This window comes from Streptococcus mitis, assembly GCF_905187495.1.
Lineage (GTDB): Bacteria > Bacillota > Bacilli > Lactobacillales > Streptococcaceae > Streptococcus > Streptococcus mitis_CU.
Window position 1 is genome coordinate 70,891 of the sequence record NZ_CAJJIB010000151.1, and the last position, 18,983, is coordinate 89,873.

Annotated in this window: 17 protein-coding genes and 1 pseudogene; 15 read left to right on the forward strand and 3 right to left on the reverse strand. The window is 40.5% G+C overall.

Annotated features, from left to right (window positions below; translation table 11 throughout):
• Nucleotides 1–136: 136 nt before the first annotated feature.
• The 7 genes and pseudogenes from JQ843_RS06575 (at nt 137) to JQ843_RS06600 (ending at nt 7,344) form a co-directional block, all read left to right on the forward strand.
• Nucleotides 137–487, forward strand: coding sequence for a PBECR3 domain-containing polyvalent protein (locus JQ843_RS06575; protein ID WP_049550999.1), 351 nt, complete (start codon nt 137–139; stop codon nt 485–487).
• A 608-nt stretch (nt 488–1,095) separates the two neighbouring features.
• Nucleotides 1,096–1,223 (forward strand): annotated as a pseudogene (locus JQ843_RS10510) (DUF1919 domain-containing protein); the annotation flags it as partial.
• Nucleotides 1,224–1,326: 103 nt separating this feature from the next.
• Nucleotides 1,327–3,456, forward strand: coding sequence for a Tex family protein (locus JQ843_RS06580; protein WP_000359160.1), 2,130 nt, complete (start codon nt 1,327–1,329; stop codon nt 3,454–3,456).
• The gene (locus JQ843_RS06585) at nt 3,443–3,892 is read left to right on the forward strand and encodes a SprT family protein (RefSeq protein ID WP_203213206.1); all 450 of its coding nucleotides are present in this window, start codon (nt 3,443–3,445) and stop codon (nt 3,890–3,892) included. Before JQ843_RS06580 ends, JQ843_RS06585 begins: the two co-directional genes overlap by 14 nt.
• A gap of 58 nt (nt 3,893–3,950) precedes the next feature.
• Nucleotides 3,951–4,223 (forward strand): PspC domain-containing protein, encoded by a 273-nt coding sequence (locus JQ843_RS06590; RefSeq protein WP_033685104.1) that lies wholly within the window; start codon nt 3,951–3,953, stop codon nt 4,221–4,223.
• Between the two features lie 372 nt (nt 4,224–4,595).
• On the forward strand, nt 4,596–5,354 hold the full coding sequence (locus JQ843_RS06595; protein ID WP_000173372.1) for an ABC transporter ATP-binding protein: 759 nt from the start codon (nt 4,596–4,598) through the stop codon (nt 5,352–5,354).
• A 1-nt stretch (nt 5,355) separates the two neighbouring features.
• Nucleotides 5,356–7,344 (forward strand): ABC transporter permease, encoded by a 1,989-nt coding sequence (locus JQ843_RS06600; RefSeq protein ID WP_203213207.1) that lies wholly within the window; start codon nt 5,356–5,358, stop codon nt 7,342–7,344.
• Between the two features lie 41 nt (nt 7,345–7,385).
• Here the strand turns inward: JQ843_RS06600 and JQ843_RS06605 are convergent, their stop codons facing one another.
• Nucleotides 7,386–8,081 (reverse strand): VIT1/CCC1 transporter family protein, encoded by a 696-nt coding sequence (locus JQ843_RS06605; protein ID WP_000005264.1) that lies wholly within the window; start codon nt 8,079–8,081, stop codon nt 7,386–7,388.
• A gap of 711 nt (nt 8,082–8,792) precedes the next feature.
• Between JQ843_RS06605 and JQ843_RS06610 the strand changes: the two genes are divergently transcribed.
• The 8 genes from JQ843_RS06610 (at nt 8,793) to JQ843_RS06645 (ending at nt 17,231) form a co-directional block, all read left to right on the forward strand.
• The gene (locus JQ843_RS06610) at nt 8,793–10,253 is read left to right on the forward strand and encodes an aminotransferase class I/II-fold pyridoxal phosphate-dependent enzyme (protein WP_203213208.1); all 1,461 of its coding nucleotides are present in this window, start codon (nt 8,793–8,795) and stop codon (nt 10,251–10,253) included.
• Nucleotides 10,254–11,114 carry a polyamine aminopropyltransferase gene (speE, locus tag JQ843_RS06615; RefSeq protein WP_203213209.1) on the forward strand — a complete coding sequence of 287 codons (861 nt, stop codon included), beginning with the start codon at nt 10,254–10,256 and terminating at the stop codon, nt 11,112–11,114.
• Nucleotides 11,111–12,370 carry a saccharopine dehydrogenase family protein gene (locus JQ843_RS06620; RefSeq protein WP_023947659.1) on the forward strand — a complete coding sequence of 420 codons (1,260 nt, stop codon included), beginning with the start codon at nt 11,111–11,113 and terminating at the stop codon, nt 12,368–12,370. The genes speE and JQ843_RS06620 overlap by 4 nt, the downstream gene beginning before the upstream one ends.
• Nucleotides 12,370–13,497: a carboxynorspermidine decarboxylase gene (gene nspC / locus JQ843_RS06625; RefSeq protein ID WP_203213210.1), complete on the forward strand. Its 1,128-nt coding sequence runs from the start codon at nt 12,370–12,372 to the stop codon at nt 13,495–13,497. The genes JQ843_RS06620 and nspC overlap by 1 nt, the downstream gene beginning before the upstream one ends.
• The gene (gene aguA, locus JQ843_RS06630) at nt 13,494–14,579 is read left to right on the forward strand and encodes an agmatine deiminase (RefSeq protein ID WP_203213211.1); all 1,086 of its coding nucleotides are present in this window, start codon (nt 13,494–13,496) and stop codon (nt 14,577–14,579) included. The genes nspC and aguA overlap by 4 nt, the downstream gene beginning before the upstream one ends.
• A 9-nt stretch (nt 14,580–14,588) precedes the next feature.
• Entirely contained in the window at nt 14,589–15,464 is an 876-nt protein-coding gene (gene aguB / locus JQ843_RS06635; RefSeq protein WP_203213212.1) for an N-carbamoylputrescine amidase, read from the forward strand.
• 190 nt (nt 15,465–15,654) lie between these two features.
• A complete protein-coding gene (locus JQ843_RS06640; protein ID WP_203213213.1) occupies nt 15,655–16,356 on the forward strand; it encodes a response regulator transcription factor in 702 nt (233 codons plus the stop codon).
• A complete protein-coding gene (locus JQ843_RS06645; RefSeq protein WP_023947649.1) occupies nt 16,353–17,231 on the forward strand; it encodes a sensor histidine kinase in 879 nt (292 codons plus the stop codon). Before JQ843_RS06640 ends, JQ843_RS06645 begins: the two co-directional genes overlap by 4 nt.
• Before the next feature lie 39 nt (nt 17,232–17,270).
• Here JQ843_RS06645 and JQ843_RS06650 read toward each other — a convergent pair whose 3' ends face one another.
• Both JQ843_RS06650 and JQ843_RS06655 read right to left on the reverse strand, forming a co-directional pair.
• A complete protein-coding gene (locus JQ843_RS06650; protein WP_203213214.1) occupies nt 17,271–18,023 on the reverse strand; it encodes an ABC transporter permease in 753 nt (250 codons plus the stop codon).
• A 10-nt stretch (nt 18,024–18,033) separates the two neighbouring features.
• Nucleotides 18,034–18,942, reverse strand: coding sequence for an ABC transporter ATP-binding protein (locus tag JQ843_RS06655; RefSeq protein ID WP_203213215.1), 909 nt, complete (start codon nt 18,940–18,942; stop codon nt 18,034–18,036).
• Nucleotides 18,943–18,983 lie beyond the last annotated feature (41 nt).

The window sequence follows — 18,983 nt, forward strand, 5'->3', positions numbered from 1 at the left end:
AATTCTACCTCTATTATACTATTATTTTAAGGAAAAGGGAAAAGTTAAAATTGAGTATCTAACTAATAATAGAGCGTGATATATCCTAATATACACTATGATTGTGATATAATAATTGTGAATAACGGAGGAAATGATGGAACATAAAAAGATCGGTCAGGTTACTGACGAAATAAAAGAAATTTTTAATATTGTTCTTGAAGCTAGTGATATCAAAGTTAACAAAGAAGGTTTAAGAAGTCATATGTTGAAACGGCATCATAATGATGTGATTCATCATATCGAAGATCTGGAACTTATACTAAGTAATCCAGATTTCGTTGGGGTCAATCCTAGAGAGAAAGGCGCCAGTTTTGAATATGTAAAAAGATTTGATAATAATGTTCTTGTTGCGATTAAGTTACATAAAAGTGGTGATTTCTTTTATGTTCCGACCATGTATCGTTTACAAGATTACAAGTTACAAAGTCGTATTAAGTCTGGGTAGATTGAGAAAGCTTGACAAAAAAATAGATAGTGCTAGAATAACATTAACGAAAGACATTTGAGGGCAGAAAGGTTCCTGCCGCACCTTGAAGAAGGTATCTGAGATGCTGGGTACACCGACCAGCCAAATGTCCGTTATTTCAAAGGAGGGGCTTAAATGCTCCTTTTTTATTTAAAATTTCAAAATAGATTATCCCCACCGCAGACTCTGTCTTGCGGTTTTTTATTTTTCAAAAACACGCATTTTGGACGATTAGAAATAGAAATCTAAATGCTATTCTTCACCACAACAATTAGGATAAATAATTTTTAACACGAGGGCTCTCCTTTCACCAAATTTGAGTCTGCCGATCCCTTGGCTATCCTTTCCTTTCACAAACGAGTCGCTTATTCAATTATAAGTTTACGTGCTCCTAGTCACAGTCAGTTGTGCTTGATGGAAAGAATGACACCTATAAAAATGCGAGGTAGTGACTATACCACTCACTTATTCACCACCCCGTGATTTGTAGTAGTGATAGGCTTTCTCGCTATTATTATAAAACAAAATAAAGAGCACAACACTTTTTCATTCTGTGTTGTGCCTTGAGTGAAACGAAAGGAATTAATTATAAAAGTTTAAAAAGTCAATGTGTTATTCCAGGTCAGGAACATCTTCCAGAACTGGCTATTATGTCTGATCCATTAAATACTTTTGATGTCATGGAGTGGTAAAAAAAGGTGGCAATGCTCTCTAAGTACAAGTTATTGCACTATAGAATATAAATCTATTCCCCACATATTGTTTTTAAATACTGTAAGAGCTAATTTGAAACGTTTAGCTTATGGTATAATAGATTCATGGATAAAAAATATGAAAAAATCTCCCAGGATTTGGGAGTGACGTTAAAGCAAATTGATACTGTTCTAAGTTTGACAGCTGAAGGGGCGACTATTCCATTTATTGCGCGTTATCGCAAGGATATGACTGGTAGTTTGGATGAGGTGACAATTAAGGCCATTATCGACTTGGATAAAAGCCTGACAAATCTCAACGACCGTAAGGAAGCTGTCTTAGCTAAGATTCAAGAACAAGGCAAGTTGACCAAGGAATTGGAAGAAGCTATCTTAGCTGCCGAAAAATTAGCAGACGTTGAAGAACTCTATCTTCCTTACAAGGAAAAGCGTCGGACCAAGGCAACTATTGCCCGTGAAGCTGGGCTCTTTCCTCTTGCTCGCTTGATTTTGCAAAATGTAGCTGACTTAGAGAAAGAGGCTGAAAAGTTTGTCTGTGAAGGATTTGCGACTGGGAAGGAAGCCCTGTCTGGTGCAGTTGATATCTTGGTCGAAGCCTTATCGGAAGATGTGACCTTGCGTTCCATGACTTATCAGGAGGTGCTGAGACACTCCAAACTCACTTCTCAAGTTAAGGATGAAAGTCTGGATGAAAAGCAAGTTTTTCAGATTTACTATGATTTTTCTGAGACAGTTGGGAATATGCAAGGCTATCGTACCTTGGCGCTCAATCGTGGGGAGAAACTAGGGATTTTGAAGGTCGGTTTTGAACATGCGACGGACCGTATTCTAGCTTTCTTTGCAGCTCGTTTCAAGGTGAAGAATGCCTATATTGATGAAGTTGTTCAACAGTCAGTTAAGAAAAAGGTCTTGCCTGCTATCGAACGACGCATTCGGACAGAATTAACCGAAAAAGCAGAAGAAGGGGCTATCCAACTCTTTTCTGACAATCTGCGAAATCTCCTCTTGGTTGCTCCGCTGAAAGGGCGTGTGGTTCTAGGATTTGACCCTGCCTTTCGTACAGGTGCCAAGCTAGCTGTCGTGGATGCAACAGGAAAAATGCTGACAACTCAGGTCATTTATCCTGTCAAACCAGCCTCTGCTCGTCAAATCGAAGAAGCCAAGAAAGATTTGGCAGACTTGATTGGTCAATACGGCGTGGAAATTATTGCTATCGGAAATGGGACGGCCAGTCGTGAAAGCGAAGCCTTTGTGGCAGAAGTTCTTAAAGATTTTCCTGAGGTCAGCTATGTTATCGTCAATGAAAGTGGTGCTTCTGTCTATTCTGCCAGTGAACTAGCTCGTCAGGAGTTTCCAGACTTGACCGTTGAAAAACGCTCTGCTATTTCTATTGCCCGTCGCTTGCAAGATCCCCTTGCTGAATTGGTCAAAATCGATCCTAAGTCAATCGGTGTCGGTCAATATCAGCATGATGTCAGTCAAAAGAAATTGTCTGAAAGTCTGGACTTTGTCGTCGATACCGTGGTGAACCAAGTCGGTGTCAATGTCAATACAGCTAGTCCAGCTCTTCTTTCCCATGTCGCTGGACTTAATAAAACCATTTCTGAAAATATTGTCAAATACCGTGAGGAAGAAGGAAAAATCACTTCACGCGCTCAAATCAAGAAGGTTCCTCGTCTGGGAGCCAAGGCTTTTGAGCAGGCTGCTGGTTTCCTCCGTATCCCAGAAAGTAGCAATATCCTTGATAATACAGGAGTTCACCCAGAAAATTACGCTGCTGTCAAGGAACTTTTCAAACGCTTGGATATCAAAGACTTGAACGAAGAAGCCCAAAGCAAACTCAAGTCCCTATCAGTCAAAGATATGGCGCAAGAGCTAGACCTTGGTCCAGAAACCCTTAAAGATATCATTGCAGACCTTCTCAAACCAGGTCGAGATTTCCGTGATTCCTTTGACGCACCTGTGCTTCGCCAAGATGTCCTAGATATCAAGGACTTAGTGGTTGGACAAAAGCTAGAAGGAGTGGTGCGTAATGTCGTTGACTTCGGTGCCTTCGTTGATATCGGGATTCACGAGGATGGCTTGATCCATATTTCTCATATGAGTCGCAAATTTATCAAACATCCTAGCCAAGTGGTGTCCGTCGGAGATTTGGTTACCGTTTGGGTTAAGAAAATTGATACTGAACGTGAAAAAGTTAATCTGTCGCTTCTAGCTCCAAATGAAACTGACTGATTACGTTAAGCAGGTTTCACTAGAAGACTTCGGAAGACCTTTTATCCATCAAGCCCAGTGGAATTCTCGTCTACGTTCGACAGGTGGGCGATTTTTCCCAAAAGATGGGCATTTGGATTTTAATCCCAAGGTTTATCAGGAACTGGGTTTGGATGTTTTTAGAAAAATTGTCCGACATGAACTCTGTCACTATCACCTCTATTTTCAAGGGAAGGGCTATCAACACAAGGATCGGGATTTTAAGGAACTTTTGAAAGCAGTGGATGGATTACGCTTTGTGCCAACCTTGCCCAATAGCAACTCCAAGCCAATCAAGCTCTATCGTTGCCAATCCTGCCAGCAAAGTTATCAGCGCAAGCGTAGGATTGATACCAAACGCTATCGTTGTGGACTTTGTCGAGGAAAGTTGCTACTAGTAAATCAGCCTGAGGACTGATGAAAGTCTAGACTATCCGTGATATACTATGTCTAACCTAGCAGAAAGAGGAAATATCATGAATAGTAAATTTTATAAAATGAGACGAAATCGCATGATTTCAGGAGTTCTGGCAGGCCTTTCAGACAAGTGGAACTTTGATGTCACTCTTGTTCGTTTCTTGTTTGCCATTTTTACAGTTGCAAACTTTGGACTTGGCGTGATTATCTATATCATACTAGCTTCTATCATGCCAACCAAGGAAGAAATCGAAGCAGAAATGTACGGAACAGGCCCACGAAAACGCAAAGAAGCCCAAGCTATTGAAGAAAATGATGGATGGTTTTGGTGAGGTAGAAACAGTTATTTTACTGTTAGTCTATGAATTCGACTAATCTATTTTAAAATTTTTGAACCCTTGTATCTGCGAGGGTTTTCTTCTTACTTTCTTTTTATGGTAAAATATTTTTAATGAACTGGGTACATTTCCCCCAATCTTACAAAAATGTAAGATTAAAGTCTCTTTTGTAAGGTTAGGTTATGGCAAGCAGTCTTTTTTTGATGTAAACTAGACTCATAAAGAACAAAGGAGTAACATCATGAAACAAATCTTACATAAGAAAACAAGAAAACCAAGTCACAAAGAAATCGAGCGCGTTCAGCTGGGATGCGCTATGATGCAAGCAACATTTCATTTGATGGGATATTAAGAAAGGAGATTCTCATGACACTTTTAGATGTAAAACACGTTCAAAAAATTTATAAAACTCGTTTTCAGGGCAACCAAGTAGAAGCCCTCAAGGACATTCACTTTACCGTAGAAAAGGGTGACTATGTTGCCATCATGGGTGAGTCTGGTTCTGGTAAATCCACTCTTCTCAATATCCTAGCTATGCTGGATAAACCAACACGTGGTCAGGTTTACCTGAATGGAACTGACACAGCAACCATTAAAAATTCACAAGCTTCTAGCTTCCGTCGTGAAAAGCTGGGCTTTGTCTTCCAAGACTTTAACTTGCTAGATACTTTGTCTGTAAAAGACAATATCTTGCTTCCACTTGTCTTGTCAAGAAGGCCTATTACGGAGATGATGAAGAAATTGGTGGTGACAGCTGAGAATCTAGGCATCAACCAATTACAAGAGAAGTACCCTTACGAGATTTCTGGTGGTCAGAAACAGCGTGTAGCAGTAGCACGCGCCATCATCACAGAACCTGAAATTCTCCTTGCGGATGAGCCAACAGGAGCCCTTGATTCCAAGTCATCTGCAGCCTTACTTGATGTCTTTGATGAAATCAATGAGCGTGGCCAAACCATTCTCATGGTAACCCACTCAACAGCAGCAGCTAGCAGAGCTAAACGTGTACTCTTTATCAAAGACGGAATTCTTTACAATCAAATCTACCGTGGAGAGAAGACAGAGCGTCAGATGTTCCAAGAAATCTCTGATACCTTGACTGTCATGGCAAGCGAGGTGAATTAGTATGTTTCGATTAACCAATAAGTTAGCGGTATCGAACTTGATTAAAAACCGCAAACTCTACTATCCTTTTGCGCTGGCTGTTATCTTAGCAGTCACCGTCACCTATCTCTTTTACTCTCTAACCTTCAATCCCAAAATTTCTGAAATACGTGGAGGGACAACCATTCAAGCTACTCTTGGATTTGGTATGTTTGTCGTCACCCTTGCGTCAGCTATTATTGTCCTTTACGCTAATAGTTTTGTTATGAAAAACCGTTCCAAGGAACTGGGGATTTATGGCATGTTGGGCTTGGAGAAGCGCCATCTGATTAGTATGACCTTTAAAGAGTTGGTGCTATTTGGAATTCTAACTGTTGGAGCAGGTATCGGTATTGGAGCCTTGTTTGACAAGTTGATTTTCGCCTTCTTACTCAAACTGATGAAATTGAAGGTAGAACTAGTCGCTACCTTCCAGATGAATGTTGTCATTGCAGTACTTGTTGTCTTTGGTTTGATTTTCCTAGGACTCATGTTCCTGAATGCCCTTCGAATAGCCCGTATGAATGCCCTCCAGCTCTCTCGTGAGAAAGCTAGTGGTGAGAAAAAAGGTCGTTTCCTACCTCTCCAAACTATTCTTGGTTCGATTAGTTTAGGGATTGGTTATTATCTTGCCCTTACGGTAAAAGATCCACTTACAGCCCTAACAACTTTCTTCCTAGCTGTTTTGCTGGTTATCTTTGGAACCTATCTCTTGTTCAATGCAGGGATTACCGTTTTCCTCCAAATCTTAAAGAAAAACAAGAAATACTATTACCAACCTAATAACCTCATCTCAGTGTCTAACTTGATTTTCCGTATGAAGAAAAATGCGGTTGGACTAGCAACTATCGCAATTTTGTCAACAATGGTTTTGGTAACCATGTCAGCAGCGACAAGCATTTTCAATGCCTCAGAATCCTTTAAAAAAGTGATGAATCCGCATGACTTTGGAATTACTGGACAAAATGTTGAAAAAGAAGACTTGGACAAACTCTTGAGCCAGTTTGCAAGTGACAAAGGTTATAGTGTCAAAGAGAAAGAAGTGCTTCGTTACAGTAACTTTGGTATTGCAAATCAAGAAGGAACCAAGTTAACCATTTTTGAAAGGGGACAAAATCGTGTTCAACCTAAAACAGTCTTCATGGTATTTGACCAAAAAGACTATGAAAATATGACTGGTCAGAAGCTTTCTCTATCAGGCAATGAGGTCGGCCTCTTCGCTAAGAATGATGGACTGAAAGGACAGAAAGCTCTAACTCTAAATAACCATCAATTTTCTGTAAAAGAAGAATTTAATACAGATTTTATTGTGAACCATGTCCCAAATCAGTTTAATATTTTTACTACTGATTACAATTACCTTGTTGTTCCTAATTTGCAAGCATTTTTAGACCAATTCCCAGATTCGGCTATCTATAATCAGCTTTACGGTGGTATAAATGTAAATATCAGTGAAGAAGAACAACTCAAAGTCGCTGAAGAATATGAAAAATACTTACAAAAGTTTAATGCTCAATTAAACACTGAAGGTAGCTATGTGTATGGTAGCAATCTAGCAGATGCTAGTGCTCAAATGAGTGCCCTCTTTGGTGGTGTCTTCTTTATCGGTATTTTCCTATCCATTATCTTTATGGTCGGAACCGTTCTGGTCATCTATTACAAACAAATTTCTGAAGGCTATGAAGACCGTGAACGCTTTATTATCTTGCAGAAAGTCGGTTTAGATCAAAAGCAAATCAAGCAAACCATTAACAAACAGGTTTTAACTGTTTTCTTCCTTCCTTTGCTTTTTGCCTTCATACATCTCGCCTTTGCCTACCATATGCTTAGTCTGATTTTAAAAGTAATTGGTGTAATAGATACGAATATGATGTTGATTGTGACCTTGTCTATCTGCGCTATCTTCCTCATCGCCTATGTCTTGATTTTTATGATTACTTCTAGAAGCTATCGCAAGATTGTGCAAATGTAAAAAAGATACCTCGACTTTAAAATCGAGGTATTTCTTGTATTCTAAATGCTGAAAAGTTGTCCGAGCAGGAAGGTAACTCCCATGGTCAAGAGACCAATAGCGAGGTTCCGAATCATAGCTGTTTTGGTTGGTGCTTTTCCAAGTCTGGCACTAGTGTAACCAGTGAGAAGAAGGGCCACACCGACGATAAGGACGGTAGCAGGGATACGGTATTCACTTGGGAAAATGGTAATTGAAAGCATGGGTGGTAAGCTACCAAGGAAAAAAGAAATAAAGCTAGAGATAGCAGCATGCCATGGATTGGTAAACTCTTCATACTCTATCCCATATTTTTCCTCTACCAAAGCCTTGAGCGGATTATTTAAAAAGGCTTTGTTGGTCAAGAGTTGAGCAGAGGTTTCACATTCTCCATTTTGGATATAGGCTGCATAGAGAGACTTTTTGGCTAGTTCCATATCTTGGTCTAGCAAGACTTGCTCACGCGCAACGGCTGCTTCCTCGGTATCTTTTTGAGTTGAAACAGATACATATTCTCCACCAGCCATCGAAAAGGCACCAGCTAAGATAGCTGCAAATCCTGATAAAAAGATAATCCAGATATTACTCGTAGCACTAGCAACCCCGATAACCACACCAGCAATGGAAATAATTCCATCATTGGCACCAAGAACACCCGCACGCAGGATATTTAAACGACCTGCAAAATTTGAATCGATTTCGTGATTTGTTTCTGACATACTATTCTCCTTTTTATCCAGTATAAAGGAAAAATATAGGGAAATCAATCTTTTAAAAGTATCTGAAAAAAGTTGCACGATTTTAATGATATAAAAATGTCGACATCTTCTCTAATAGATCAAACACCGAGGGTAAAGTGTATAGAATATCATAAAGAATTTTAAATTAAATATGAAAATCATTTTGTTCACTTTATAATCGTTTACAAGAGAAAAGTTAGTATTAAATCAAATAAAATCCAAATATTTTACGAACTATTTTTATATTTTCTTCGTAAACCGCTTTACAAGGTTTTTAAGAAATGATATAGTAATAAAGCTTAGAAAATGAGATGATGTTTTCTAGCAAATATAAACCCGAGTAAAAAACGCCTACGGACAGGCAGGGTTGAATGCCGAAGCGTGGTTGAAAAACCACATTATTGATAGGGTTAAAAGCCTACTTTTATAAGTTGATGTTAGGACACTTATCCTAATTCATAAATTTTTAGTGTGGTGAAAGCACACGTCATCTTGTGAAACGATCAATAAAGTACGTAATATTTGCTACTAGAGAGTTAGGAAACATCGGGAACAGACATACTCAACAGAAACAAACATAAAAACGTCAGAAGATTGCAGAGCAGGTGAAAACCTGCTCTTTTTTCATGAGTCAACCTTTAGTCGCCTTCGTCTTCTTGAGGCGCTACAAATACGGTAAAGGAGTATGTCTTGAAAGAGTTAGATCAAAACCAAGCCCCAATTTATGAGGCCATGGTGAAGTTGCGCAAGAAAAGGATTGTTCCCTTTGATGTTCCAGGTCACAAGCGTGGACGAGGAAATCCAGAACTTGTCGAACTCTTAGGAGAAAAATGTGTGGGCATTGATGTCAATTCGATGAAACCCTTGGATAATTTAGGTCACCCCATTTCGATTATTCGGGATGCAGAGGAGCTAGCAGCTGATGCTTTTGGAGCTAGCCATGCCTTTCTCATGATTGGAGGAACAACTTCATCGGTGCAGACTATGATTCTCGCAACCTGCAAGGCAGGAGATAAGATTATTCTGCCACGAAATGTCCACAAATCTGCTATCAATGCGCTGGTTCTATGTGGTGCCATTCCCATCTATATCGAGATGAGTGTGGATCCTAAAATTGGTATCGCTTTAGGTCTTGAAAATGACCGAGTAGCACAGGCCATAAAGGACCATCCAGATGCTAAGGCCATTTTGATTAACAATCCTACTTACTACGGAATCTGTTCAGACCTAAAGGGGTTGACAGAAATGGCTCATGAAGCTGGGATGAAGGTCCTAGTTGATGAAGCTCACGGAGCGCATTTGCATTTTACTGATAAGCTTCCAATTTCTGCCATGGATGCAGGGGCTGATATGGCAGCAGTTTCCATGCATAAGTCTGGTGGGAGTTTGACCCAAAGCTCCATTTTGCTTATCGGGGAGCAGATGAATCCTGAGTACGTTCGTCAGATTATCAACCTGACCCAGTCAACATCAGCATCCTACTTGCTAATGGCTAGTCTAGATGTTTCTCGTAGAAACCTAGCCCTTCGTGGTAAGGAGTCCTTTGAAAAGGTCATTGAGCTATCTGAGTACGCACGTCGTGAAATCAATGCCATCGGTGGCTACTATGCCTACTCAAAAGAACTAGTAGATGGTGTATCAGTTTGTGATTTTGATGTAACCAAGCTGTCAGTTTACACTCAGGGGATTGGTCTAACAGGGATTGAAGTTTATGATCTCTTACGAGATGAATATGACATTCAGATTGAGTTTGGTGATATCGGAAATATCTTAGCTTATATTTCGATTGGTGACCGTATCCAAGACATTGAACGCTTGGTTGGTGCTTTGGCTGATATCAAGAGACTATACTCACGAGATGGGAAGGACTTGATTGCTGGAGAATATATCCAGCCTGAGTTAGTGCTGTCCCCTCAGGAAGCCTTCTATGCAGATAGAAGAAGCTTAACATTAGACGAGTCCATTGGCCAGGTATGTGGGGAATTTGTCATGTGCTATCCTCCAGGTATTCCAATCCTAGCGCCAGGTGAACGGATTACACGAGAAATTGTCGATTATATACAATTCGCTAAAGAACGTGGTTGTTCCCTCCAAGGAACGGAAGATCCAGAGGTCAATCATATCAACGTCATTGAAAGAAAGGAGAACTAGATGGATTTATGGTTTTCTGAAGTTCATACTCCAGATGTCAAGTTAACAATGAGAACAGCCAAACAGCTTTATTCTGGTCAAAGTGAATGGCAGGATATCGAAGTATTAGATACACCAGCTTTTGGGAAAGTGTTAATTTTAAATGGGCATGTCTTGTTTTCAGATGCTGATGATTTTGTCTACAATGAAATGACCGTTCATGTTCCCATGGCTGTGCATCCCAATCCCAAGAAAGTTTTGGTTATTGGGGGTGGTGACGGTGGTGTTGCTCAAGTATTAACACTCTATCCTGAACTGGAGCAAATCGATATTGTGGAGCCAGATGAGATGCTAGTTGAGGTTTGTCGTGAGTATTTCCCAGATTTTGCTTCAGGGCTAGATGATCCTCGTGTTACCATTTACTACCAAAATGGGCTACGCTTTTTGCGAAACTGTGAAAATGATTACGATATTATCATCAACGATGCCACTGATCCATTTGGACATACGGAAGGGCTCTTTACCAAGGAATTTTACGGTAACAGTTACAGAGCCTTGAAAGAAGATGGCATTATGATTTACCAGCATGGGAGTCCCTTCTTTGACGAGGATGAGTCGGCTTGCCGAAGCATGCACCGCAAGGTCAATCAAGCCTTTCCAATCAGTCGGGTATATCAAGCCCATATCCCAACCAGCCCTGCTGGTTATTGGTTGTTTGGATTTGCTTCGAAAAAATACCACCCTGTCAAAGATTTTGACAAGGAAGGCTGGAAAAAACGCCAGCTTTTCACAGAATACTACACTGCAAACTTGCACGTGGGAGCCTTTATGTTGCCCAAGTATGTTGAGGACATTTTAGAAGAAGAGGAAGGAAAAAAATGAGTCGTTTATTAGTTATTGGATGTGGGGGCGTTGCCCAAGTTGCTATTTCAAAGATTTGCCAAGATAGCGAAACTTTTACAGAGATTATGATTGCTAGCCGTACCAAGTCAAAATGTGATGACTTGAAGGCTAAACTGGAAGGCAAAACAAGTACAAAGATTGAGACAGCTGCTCTTGATGCTGACAAGGTTGAAGAAGTGATTGCCTTGATTGAAAGCTACAAACCAGAAGCTGTTTTGAATGTGGCCCTACCATATCAAGATTTGACCATTATGGATGCTTGCTTGGCTACAGGTGTTCACTATATCGATACAGCCAACTACGAGGCTGAGGATACAGAAGACCCTGAGTGGCGTGCTATCTATGAAAAACGTTGTAAGGAACTTGGTTTTACTGCTTACTTTGACTACTCATGGCAGTGGGCTTATCAAGAGAAATTCAAAGAAGCAGGCTTGACTGCTCTTCTTGGTTCTGGTTTTGACCCAGGTGTGACTAGTGTCTTTTCAGCCTATGCACTCAAACATTACTTTGACGAAATCCACTATATCGACATTTTGGACTGTAATGGTGGTGACCACGGTTATCCATTTGCAACTAACTTTAACCCAGAAATCAATCTCCGTGAGGTTTCAGCACCAGGTTCTTACTGGGAAGATGGGAAATGGGTTGAGGTTGAAGCCATGTCTATCAAGCGTGAGTACGATTTCCCTCAAGTTGGACAAAAAGACATGTATCTCCTTCACCACGAAGAAATCGAATCATTGGCTAAGAACATTCCAGGTGTCAAACGGATTCGTTTCTTTATGACCTTTGGTCAATCTTACTTGACTCATATGAAATGTCTTGAAAATGTTGGACTCCTTCGTACGGATGCCATTAACTTCAACGGCCAAGAAATTGTTCCAATCCAATTTTTAAAAGCCTTGCTTCCAGATCCTGCTAGCCTTGGCCCACGTACTGTAGGTAAAACCAATATTGGATGTATCTTTACAGGTGTCAAGGATGGTGTTGAAAAGACCATCTACATCTACAATGTTTGTGACCATCAGGAATGTTACGCAGAAGTTGGTTCACAAGCTATTTCTTACACAACAGGTGTTCCAGCCATGATTGGGACAAAATTAGTTATGAACGGTACTTGGAAACAAGCTGGAGTCTATAACCTTGAAGAATTGGATCCAGATCCATTCATGGAAGCTTTGAATGAGTATGGTTTACCTTGGGTTGTGGTTGAAAATCCACAAATGGTGGACTAATGAAGCTAGAACAAGTACCAACACCAGCCTATGTCATTGACCTAGCCAAATTAGAAGCCAATTGCCGTATTCTACATTATGTTCAAGAAGAAGCTGGCTGCAAGGTTTTACTTGCCCAGAAGGCCTACTCCCTCTACAAAACCTATCCCTTGATTAGCCAGTATCTATCAGGTACGACAGCCAGTGGACTCTATGAGGCCAAATTGGCAAGGGAAGAATTTCCTGGTGAAGTCCATGTCTTTGCACCTGCTTTCAAGGATGAGGACATGGAGGAATTGCTGGAGATAACGGACCATATCGTCTTTAACTCAGAGAGACAGTTGCGTAAACATGGGGCTCGTTGTCGGAAGGCTGGTGTCAGTGTTGGTTTGCGCCTCAACCCTCAGTGTTCAACTCAAGGTGACCATGCGCTCTATGACCCTTGTGCACCTGGCTCCCGTTTTGGAGTAACTTCAGACAAGATACCGAGTGATTTGCTGGATTTGGTGGATGGTCTTCATTTTCACACCCTTTGCGAGCAGGGAGCAGATGATTTAGAGACAACTTTGAAAGCAGTAGAAGAACAATTTGGACCGTATTTGCATCAGGTCAAATGGCTCAATATGGGTGGCGGACATCATATCACAAGAGAAGACTATGATGTGGATTTGCTGATTTCTGAAATTAAGCGTATCAGAGAAACTTACCATCTTGAAGTTTATATCGAGCCAGGTGAAGCCATTGCACTCAATGCAGGTTATCTAGCAACTGAAGTATTGGATATTGTCGAAAATGGGATTGAAACGCTGGTCTTGGATGCCTCCGCGACCTGCCATATGCCTGATGTACTTGAGATGCCCTATCGTCCACCTTTGAGAAATGGCTTTGAGGCACAGGAAAAAGCCCATACCTATAGACTTTCTTCCAATACTTGTCTGACGGGAGATGTGATTGGTGATTATAGCTTTGAAAATCCAGTTCAAATCGGAGACAGACTGTATTTTGAAGATATGGCCATTTATTCTTTTGTCAAAAATAATACCTTTAATGGTATTGGATTACCAAGTCTCTATATCATGGACGAGCAAGGTAACTGCAACTTAGTCAAAGCCTTCGGCTATCAAGACTTTAAAGGGAGATTATCATGATGGACAGTGCCAAAAAATTAGGGTATCGCATGCCAGCAGAGTACGAACCTCATCATGGTACCCTCATGATATGGCCGACTCGACCAGGTTCATGGCCTTTTCAAGGAAAAGCTGCTAAAAGAGCATTTAGTCAGATTATCAAAACCATAGCAGAAGGGGAAACCGTTTATCTCTTGGTGGAACAAGACCACTTAGCTGAAGCCCAAGACTACCTTGGAGATAAGGTTATTTATCTTGACATTCCCACCAATGATGCCTGGGCTCGAGATACTGGCCCAACCATTCTCCTTAATGATAAAAGGGAAAAGTTGGCAGTAGACTGGTCTTTTAATGCTTGGGGTGGGGCTGTAGATGGTCTCTATCAAGACTATGAAGATGATGACCAAGTAGCCAGTCGTTTTGCTGAGGCCTTGGAAATGCCTGTTTACGATGCCAAACCTTTTGTACTGGAAGGCGGAGCTATACATAGCGATGGCCAAGGAACCATTCTCGTGACTGAAAGTTGCTTGCTTAGTCCTGGTCGCAATCCTCATCTCAGTAAAGAGGAAATCGAAAATACCTTATTAGAGTGCCTTGGAGCTGAAAAAGTCATCTGGCTTCCTTATGGTATTTATCAGGATGAAACCAATGAACACGTTGATAATGTTGCAGCCTTCGTTGGTCCTGCTGAGCTTGTTTTAGCTTGGACAGACGACAAAAGCGATCCTCAATATGTCATGTCAGCAGCTGATTTAGCGCTTTTAGAAAAGGAAACAGATGCAAAAGGTCGTCACTTCACCATTCATAAGCTTCCTATCCCAGCTATTCATCAGGTTGTAACCGAAGAGGATTTGCCAGGCTACATCTATGAAGAAGGAGAAGAAGAGCGATACGCAGGTGAACGACTAGCAGCTTCCTACGTAAACTTTTATATTGCCAACAAGGCTGTCCTAGTTCCTCAGTTTCAGGATAAAAACGACCAAGTGGCCTTAGATATCCTCAGCAAGTGTTTTCCAGACCGTAAAGTTGTTGGAATTCCAGCCAGAGATATTCTTTTAGGTGGTGGCAATATCCACTGCATCACCCAACAAATCCCAGAATAGGAGAAAAAGATGAGAAATGTAAGAGTTGCAGCCATTCAAATGCAATGCGCTAAGGATGTGGCAACAAATATCCAAACCGCAGAGCGCTTAGTACGTCAGGCTACAGAACAAGGCGCACAAATCATTCTCTTACCAGAGTTGTTTGAACGTCCTTATTTTTGTCAGGAACGTCAGTATGACTACTACCAGCATGCCCAGTCGGTGACAGAAAATACTGCCATTCAGCATTTTAAGGTGATTGCTAAGGAACTACAAGTTGTTTTACCGATCAGTTTCTATGAAAAAGATGGCAATGTCTTGTATAACTCTATTGCCGTTATTGATGCAGATGGGGAAGTGCTGGGTGTTTATCGAAAGACCCACATACCAGATGATCATTATTATCAAGAAAAGTTTTATTTCACGCCTGGCAATACAGGTTTCAAGGTCTGGGATACTCGCTATGCCAAGATTGGGATCGGTATCTGTTGGGATCAATGGTTCCCTGAAACAGCGCGCTGTCTTGCATTGAATGGTGCTGAATTGCTCTTTTATCCTACAGCCATCGGTTCAGAGCCAATTTTGGATACAGATAGTTGTGGTCACTGGCAACGTACCATGCAAGGACACGCAGCAGCAAATATTGTCCCAGTTATTGCAGCCAATCGTTATGGATTAGAGGAAGTCACTCCAAGCGAGGAAAATGGTGGACAGAGTTCCAGTCTTGACTTCTACGGTTCATCTTTTATGACGGATGAAACAGGAGCTATTCTAGAGCAAGCTGAAAGACAAGAAGAAGCTGTTCTGTTAGCTACTTATGACCTAGACAAGGGAGCAAGCGAGCGCCTAAACTGGGGCTTGTTTCGAGATAGAAGACCAGAAATGTATCAACGAATTACGGACTAGTAGGGGAGAAATGAGAGATTTATTCTGCTAGACTCGTTTTCACTAGTAATTATAGGGATACTAGGTCATCTAGTAAGTGGATTTTATATTTTAACCCTCTAAGGCTTTCTCGCGCTTTTATGCGAGGAGCTTTTCTGTTTAAGCTTTATCAATAAAACATGCTATAATAGTTGCAGAAAGGTTGGTATTTATGGCTAGGATATTGGTCATTGAAGACAATAGTGACATTCAAGAGATTTTACGAACACTTCTTACTGAGGAGCATGAGGTGATTCAAGCCTTTTCAGGAACTGAAGGAATCATGCTTTTTGACCAAGGTGGGATTGACCTCGTTTTGCTAGATATCATGCTTCCTGGGAAAAATGGGGATCAGGTTTTAAAAGCTATCAGGGAACAAAGTCAAATTCCAGTCATTATGTTAACAGCTTTGAGCGATAAGAAGTTAATCAGTCAATACCTCTTAGACGGTGCCAACGATTACATAGTGAAACCTTTTGATTTGGACGAAGTCTTTGCCAGAGTTACTGTTCAATTACGCCAAAGTGTAGAAAAACAGCCTATGGAAATAGAAAAAACTGAAAATCTGCCACAAAACTTGAAAAATATCCAGTTTGATGCAGAAAGTTTTGAAATCAAAAATAGCAAGGAAACGATTCGCCTTGCTAAGAAAGAATGCTTGATTCTCCAAACTCTCCTCAAACATCCTAAGAAAATTTTCACCAAGGAAGAACTTTATGAATTGGTCTGGGAGGATAGCTATCTACCCGGAGATAATACCCTCAATACGCATTTGAGTAATCTTCGTAAAAAATTAAACCATCTTGATCCCAACCAAGAATATATTGAAACCATCTGGGGAGTTGGCGTAAGATTAAAAGGAGACAAGCAATGACCTACATGATAATTTTTGTCCTACTAGTACTCCTAATTATTTTATCGATTGCATTGATTCGCTACCATCTAGCACTTAAAAACTTGAGTCAACAGATTGAAGACAAGATTCTCACAGGTAGTATGAAAAGAGTCGGAGTCAGCATTTTTTCCAAACATTTTTTACATCTCTACCAGCAGATTGAGAATCTATTTCAGGAAGTAGAACAATCTCGATTGGTGATGAAAAGGGAAAAGCAGACTCTGGATATGGCCATCAGCAATATCGCCCATGATATTCGGACCCCTCTGACTATCGCTTCAGGCTACACCCAACAATTGATAAAATCTCCTGAAGACAAAGCAGAAACCTTACAAAAAATAGCCCAGCATCTTGATTTAGTTTCCAAACGTTTGGAGGCTCTCCTAGAATACCGTCGTTTGATGGAAGGAGCTGTCAAACCGAAACTGGAAGAAGTGGATCTTTCAGCTTTTATCACCAAAAAGACTCTAGCTTATTATGATGTTTTTCAGGCGGCAAATATCACGCTTGATTTTAAGGTTGAAGCTGGTTTAAAAACGAGGACCGATGAAGACTTGCTGGATCGAATTTTACAAAATCTGCTTGGAAATGTCCTCAAACATGGCAAGGAAGAAGCGCGGCTATCTTTGAGAAAGGAAAAGGAACAGCTTGTCTTAGAGATTGCAAACCTTGTTAAACAGCCCATCAAAAGAATAGAAAATCTCAGCAACCGTTTTTATTCTGAAAATCTATCTGATACGGAAGAATCCTCTGGTTTAGGCCTTTATATCACTGAGGAATTATGCCATCTTCTCGGTGCAGAGATGAAACTAAGCACAGATGGGCAGTGGTTATCGGTTTTCATTTACTTTTAACGAAAGAAACCTCCTCTGTAGGCTAGAGGAGGTCATTTTTTATAGATTTTTCTTTCTGAAAACTGTCAGTCCACCTATATTAAAGATTACAATAACAGCTAAGGTAACTATAAGTGTATAGAAAATGGACTCACTATTAGCAGTCATAGCATAGGTAAATTGCAAGGACAAATATGGCAAAATTTTGATACTTGGGAAGATGAGCATTGGCATAGAAAGTAAGATAGAGCTGACAAAATAACCAATAAATACTGCAAGATAAGAATGACTCACATAGAGAATAAAGGAAACAATGGAAAGCCAAGCAAGGAGGCAAAATAATTGAAGGAAAATGGTTACCAGTAGATTGCCAATAAAGCCATCAGGCATAGTTCCAAATCCATTTAAGATAGTTGCTGGAATGAAGGCAATCACAAGACAGATGATGACTTGCAAAAGTGCAATACAAGCCACTACAAAGGCTTTGGCAAGGAAAAACTCTGTACGAGAAACCCCTACTGTCAAACTATTTTTATAGAGCTTTCCGATTAAATCAACTCCAAGAACGAGGCAGGCTAGGATGATACAGAGAAAAACGAGGTTTGAACCTTGACTAGATGCGTTAATCAGGGCTTGCACACCGTCCCAACCTTGGGTCGGAATTTCTGGCTCTTCTGTCTGAATTGCCATCAGATGGCCAGTAGCCCCAAAAATAGCCCCCATTAACATGAGTACAAAGAGAATGACCTCTGTAATCCAGAATCCTTTGGAACGGAAAAGACGGTAAAAGTCTGCTTGAATGGTATGTATCATGATTTTCCTCCTATTCGACCAATTGAGTGAAGTATTCTTCTAGGTTTTGACGGGCATAGTAAATCTCGTCAATAGCGACATCTGCCAAGGTTAATTCCTTAAGAATCTGTTTGACATCTTGTTCCTGACCAAAGATATGGATTTCATTTTCTGGATTAACAACCTTGAACTGGAGCTGGATTTGTTCTTTTAATACTTGACAAGCTTTCTCTTTATCAGCTGTCTTAAGAACAATATAATCCTCACTTAGTGTTTCAAATTCAGCTTTACTGATTTCACGGATAATCTTGCCTTGATCTAAAATACCAAAGCGATTAGCTACGAGGTAGAGTTCTGACAAGATATGGCTAGAGATGAGAATGGTTATCCCTTGTTCTTGATTGAGGCGTTGAATCATTAGTCGAAATTCTTTGATACCGATTGGGTCGAGACCGTTGATAGGTTCATCTAGGATCAGGAAGTCTGGTTTGGATAGGAGGGCAATGGCAATACCAAGTCTTTGTTTCATTCCTAGCGAGAAATCACGAAAGACTTTCTTACCTGTATCTGGCAAACCTACATAATCCAGCGTTTCTCTAATGACTTGATCAGCATTTGGAATATGACGAATCATACAGTAATATTTCAGATTTTGGTAGGCTGTTAAGTGATTATGGGCTACAGGTGATTCGATTACTGAACCTACTCGAGATAGAGCCTTGGTCCACTCATTTTCCGTTTGGCTAGAGAAGAGGGAAACAGTTCCCTTATCCGCAAATAGTAGTTGCGTAATGATTTTTATCAAGGTAGTTTTCCCAGCTCCGTTTTTCCCAATAAGTCCATAAATATCTCCCTCTCTTATCGTTAGATGAAGATCCTGAAGGATAGCTTGTTTGTCAAAGCTTTTGGACAATCCATGAATGTCGAGTACTGTTTTCATGATTCTCTCCTTTTGATTTATTTTGTTAACTTTAGTATAAA

What these genes read in the sequence shown, in the direction of transcription:
- JQ843_RS06575 (WP_049550999.1), top strand. Translation starts at nt 137, where the DNA reads ATGGAACATAAAAAGATCGGTCAGGTTACTGACGAAATAAAAGAAATT.
- JQ843_RS06580 (WP_000359160.1), top strand. Translation starts at nt 1,327, where the DNA reads ATGGATAAAAAATATGAAAAAATCTCCCAGGATTTGGGAGTGACGTTA.
- JQ843_RS06585 (WP_203213206.1), top strand. Translation starts at nt 3,443, where the DNA reads ATGAAACTGACTGATTACGTTAAGCAGGTTTCACTAGAAGACTTCGGA.
- JQ843_RS06590 (WP_033685104.1), top strand. Translation starts at nt 3,951, where the DNA reads ATGAATAGTAAATTTTATAAAATGAGACGAAATCGCATGATTTCAGGA.
- JQ843_RS06595 (WP_000173372.1), top strand. Translation starts at nt 4,596, where the DNA reads ATGACACTTTTAGATGTAAAACACGTTCAAAAAATTTATAAAACTCGT.
- JQ843_RS06600 (WP_203213207.1), top strand. Translation starts at nt 5,356, where the DNA reads ATGTTTCGATTAACCAATAAGTTAGCGGTATCGAACTTGATTAAAAAC.
- JQ843_RS06605 (WP_000005264.1), bottom strand. Translation starts at nt 8,081, where the DNA reads ATGTCAGAAACAAATCACGAAATCGATTCAAATTTTGCAGGTCGTTTA.
- speE (WP_203213209.1), top strand. Translation starts at nt 10,254, where the DNA reads ATGGATTTATGGTTTTCTGAAGTTCATACTCCAGATGTCAAGTTAACA.
- JQ843_RS06620 (WP_023947659.1), top strand. Translation starts at nt 11,111, where the DNA reads ATGAGTCGTTTATTAGTTATTGGATGTGGGGGCGTTGCCCAAGTTGCT.
- nspC (WP_203213210.1), top strand. Translation starts at nt 12,370, where the DNA reads ATGAAGCTAGAACAAGTACCAACACCAGCCTATGTCATTGACCTAGCC.
- aguA (WP_203213211.1), top strand. Translation starts at nt 13,494, where the DNA reads ATGATGGACAGTGCCAAAAAATTAGGGTATCGCATGCCAGCAGAGTAC.
- aguB (WP_203213212.1), top strand. Translation starts at nt 14,589, where the DNA reads ATGAGAAATGTAAGAGTTGCAGCCATTCAAATGCAATGCGCTAAGGAT.
- JQ843_RS06640 (WP_203213213.1), top strand. Translation starts at nt 15,655, where the DNA reads ATGGCTAGGATATTGGTCATTGAAGACAATAGTGACATTCAAGAGATT.
- JQ843_RS06645 (WP_023947649.1), top strand. Translation starts at nt 16,353, where the DNA reads ATGACCTACATGATAATTTTTGTCCTACTAGTACTCCTAATTATTTTA.
- JQ843_RS06650 (WP_203213214.1), bottom strand. Translation starts at nt 18,023, where the DNA reads ATGATACATACCATTCAAGCAGACTTTTACCGTCTTTTCCGTTCCAAA.
- JQ843_RS06655 (WP_203213215.1), bottom strand. Translation starts at nt 18,942, where the DNA reads ATGAAAACAGTACTCGACATTCATGGATTGTCCAAAAGCTTTGACAAA.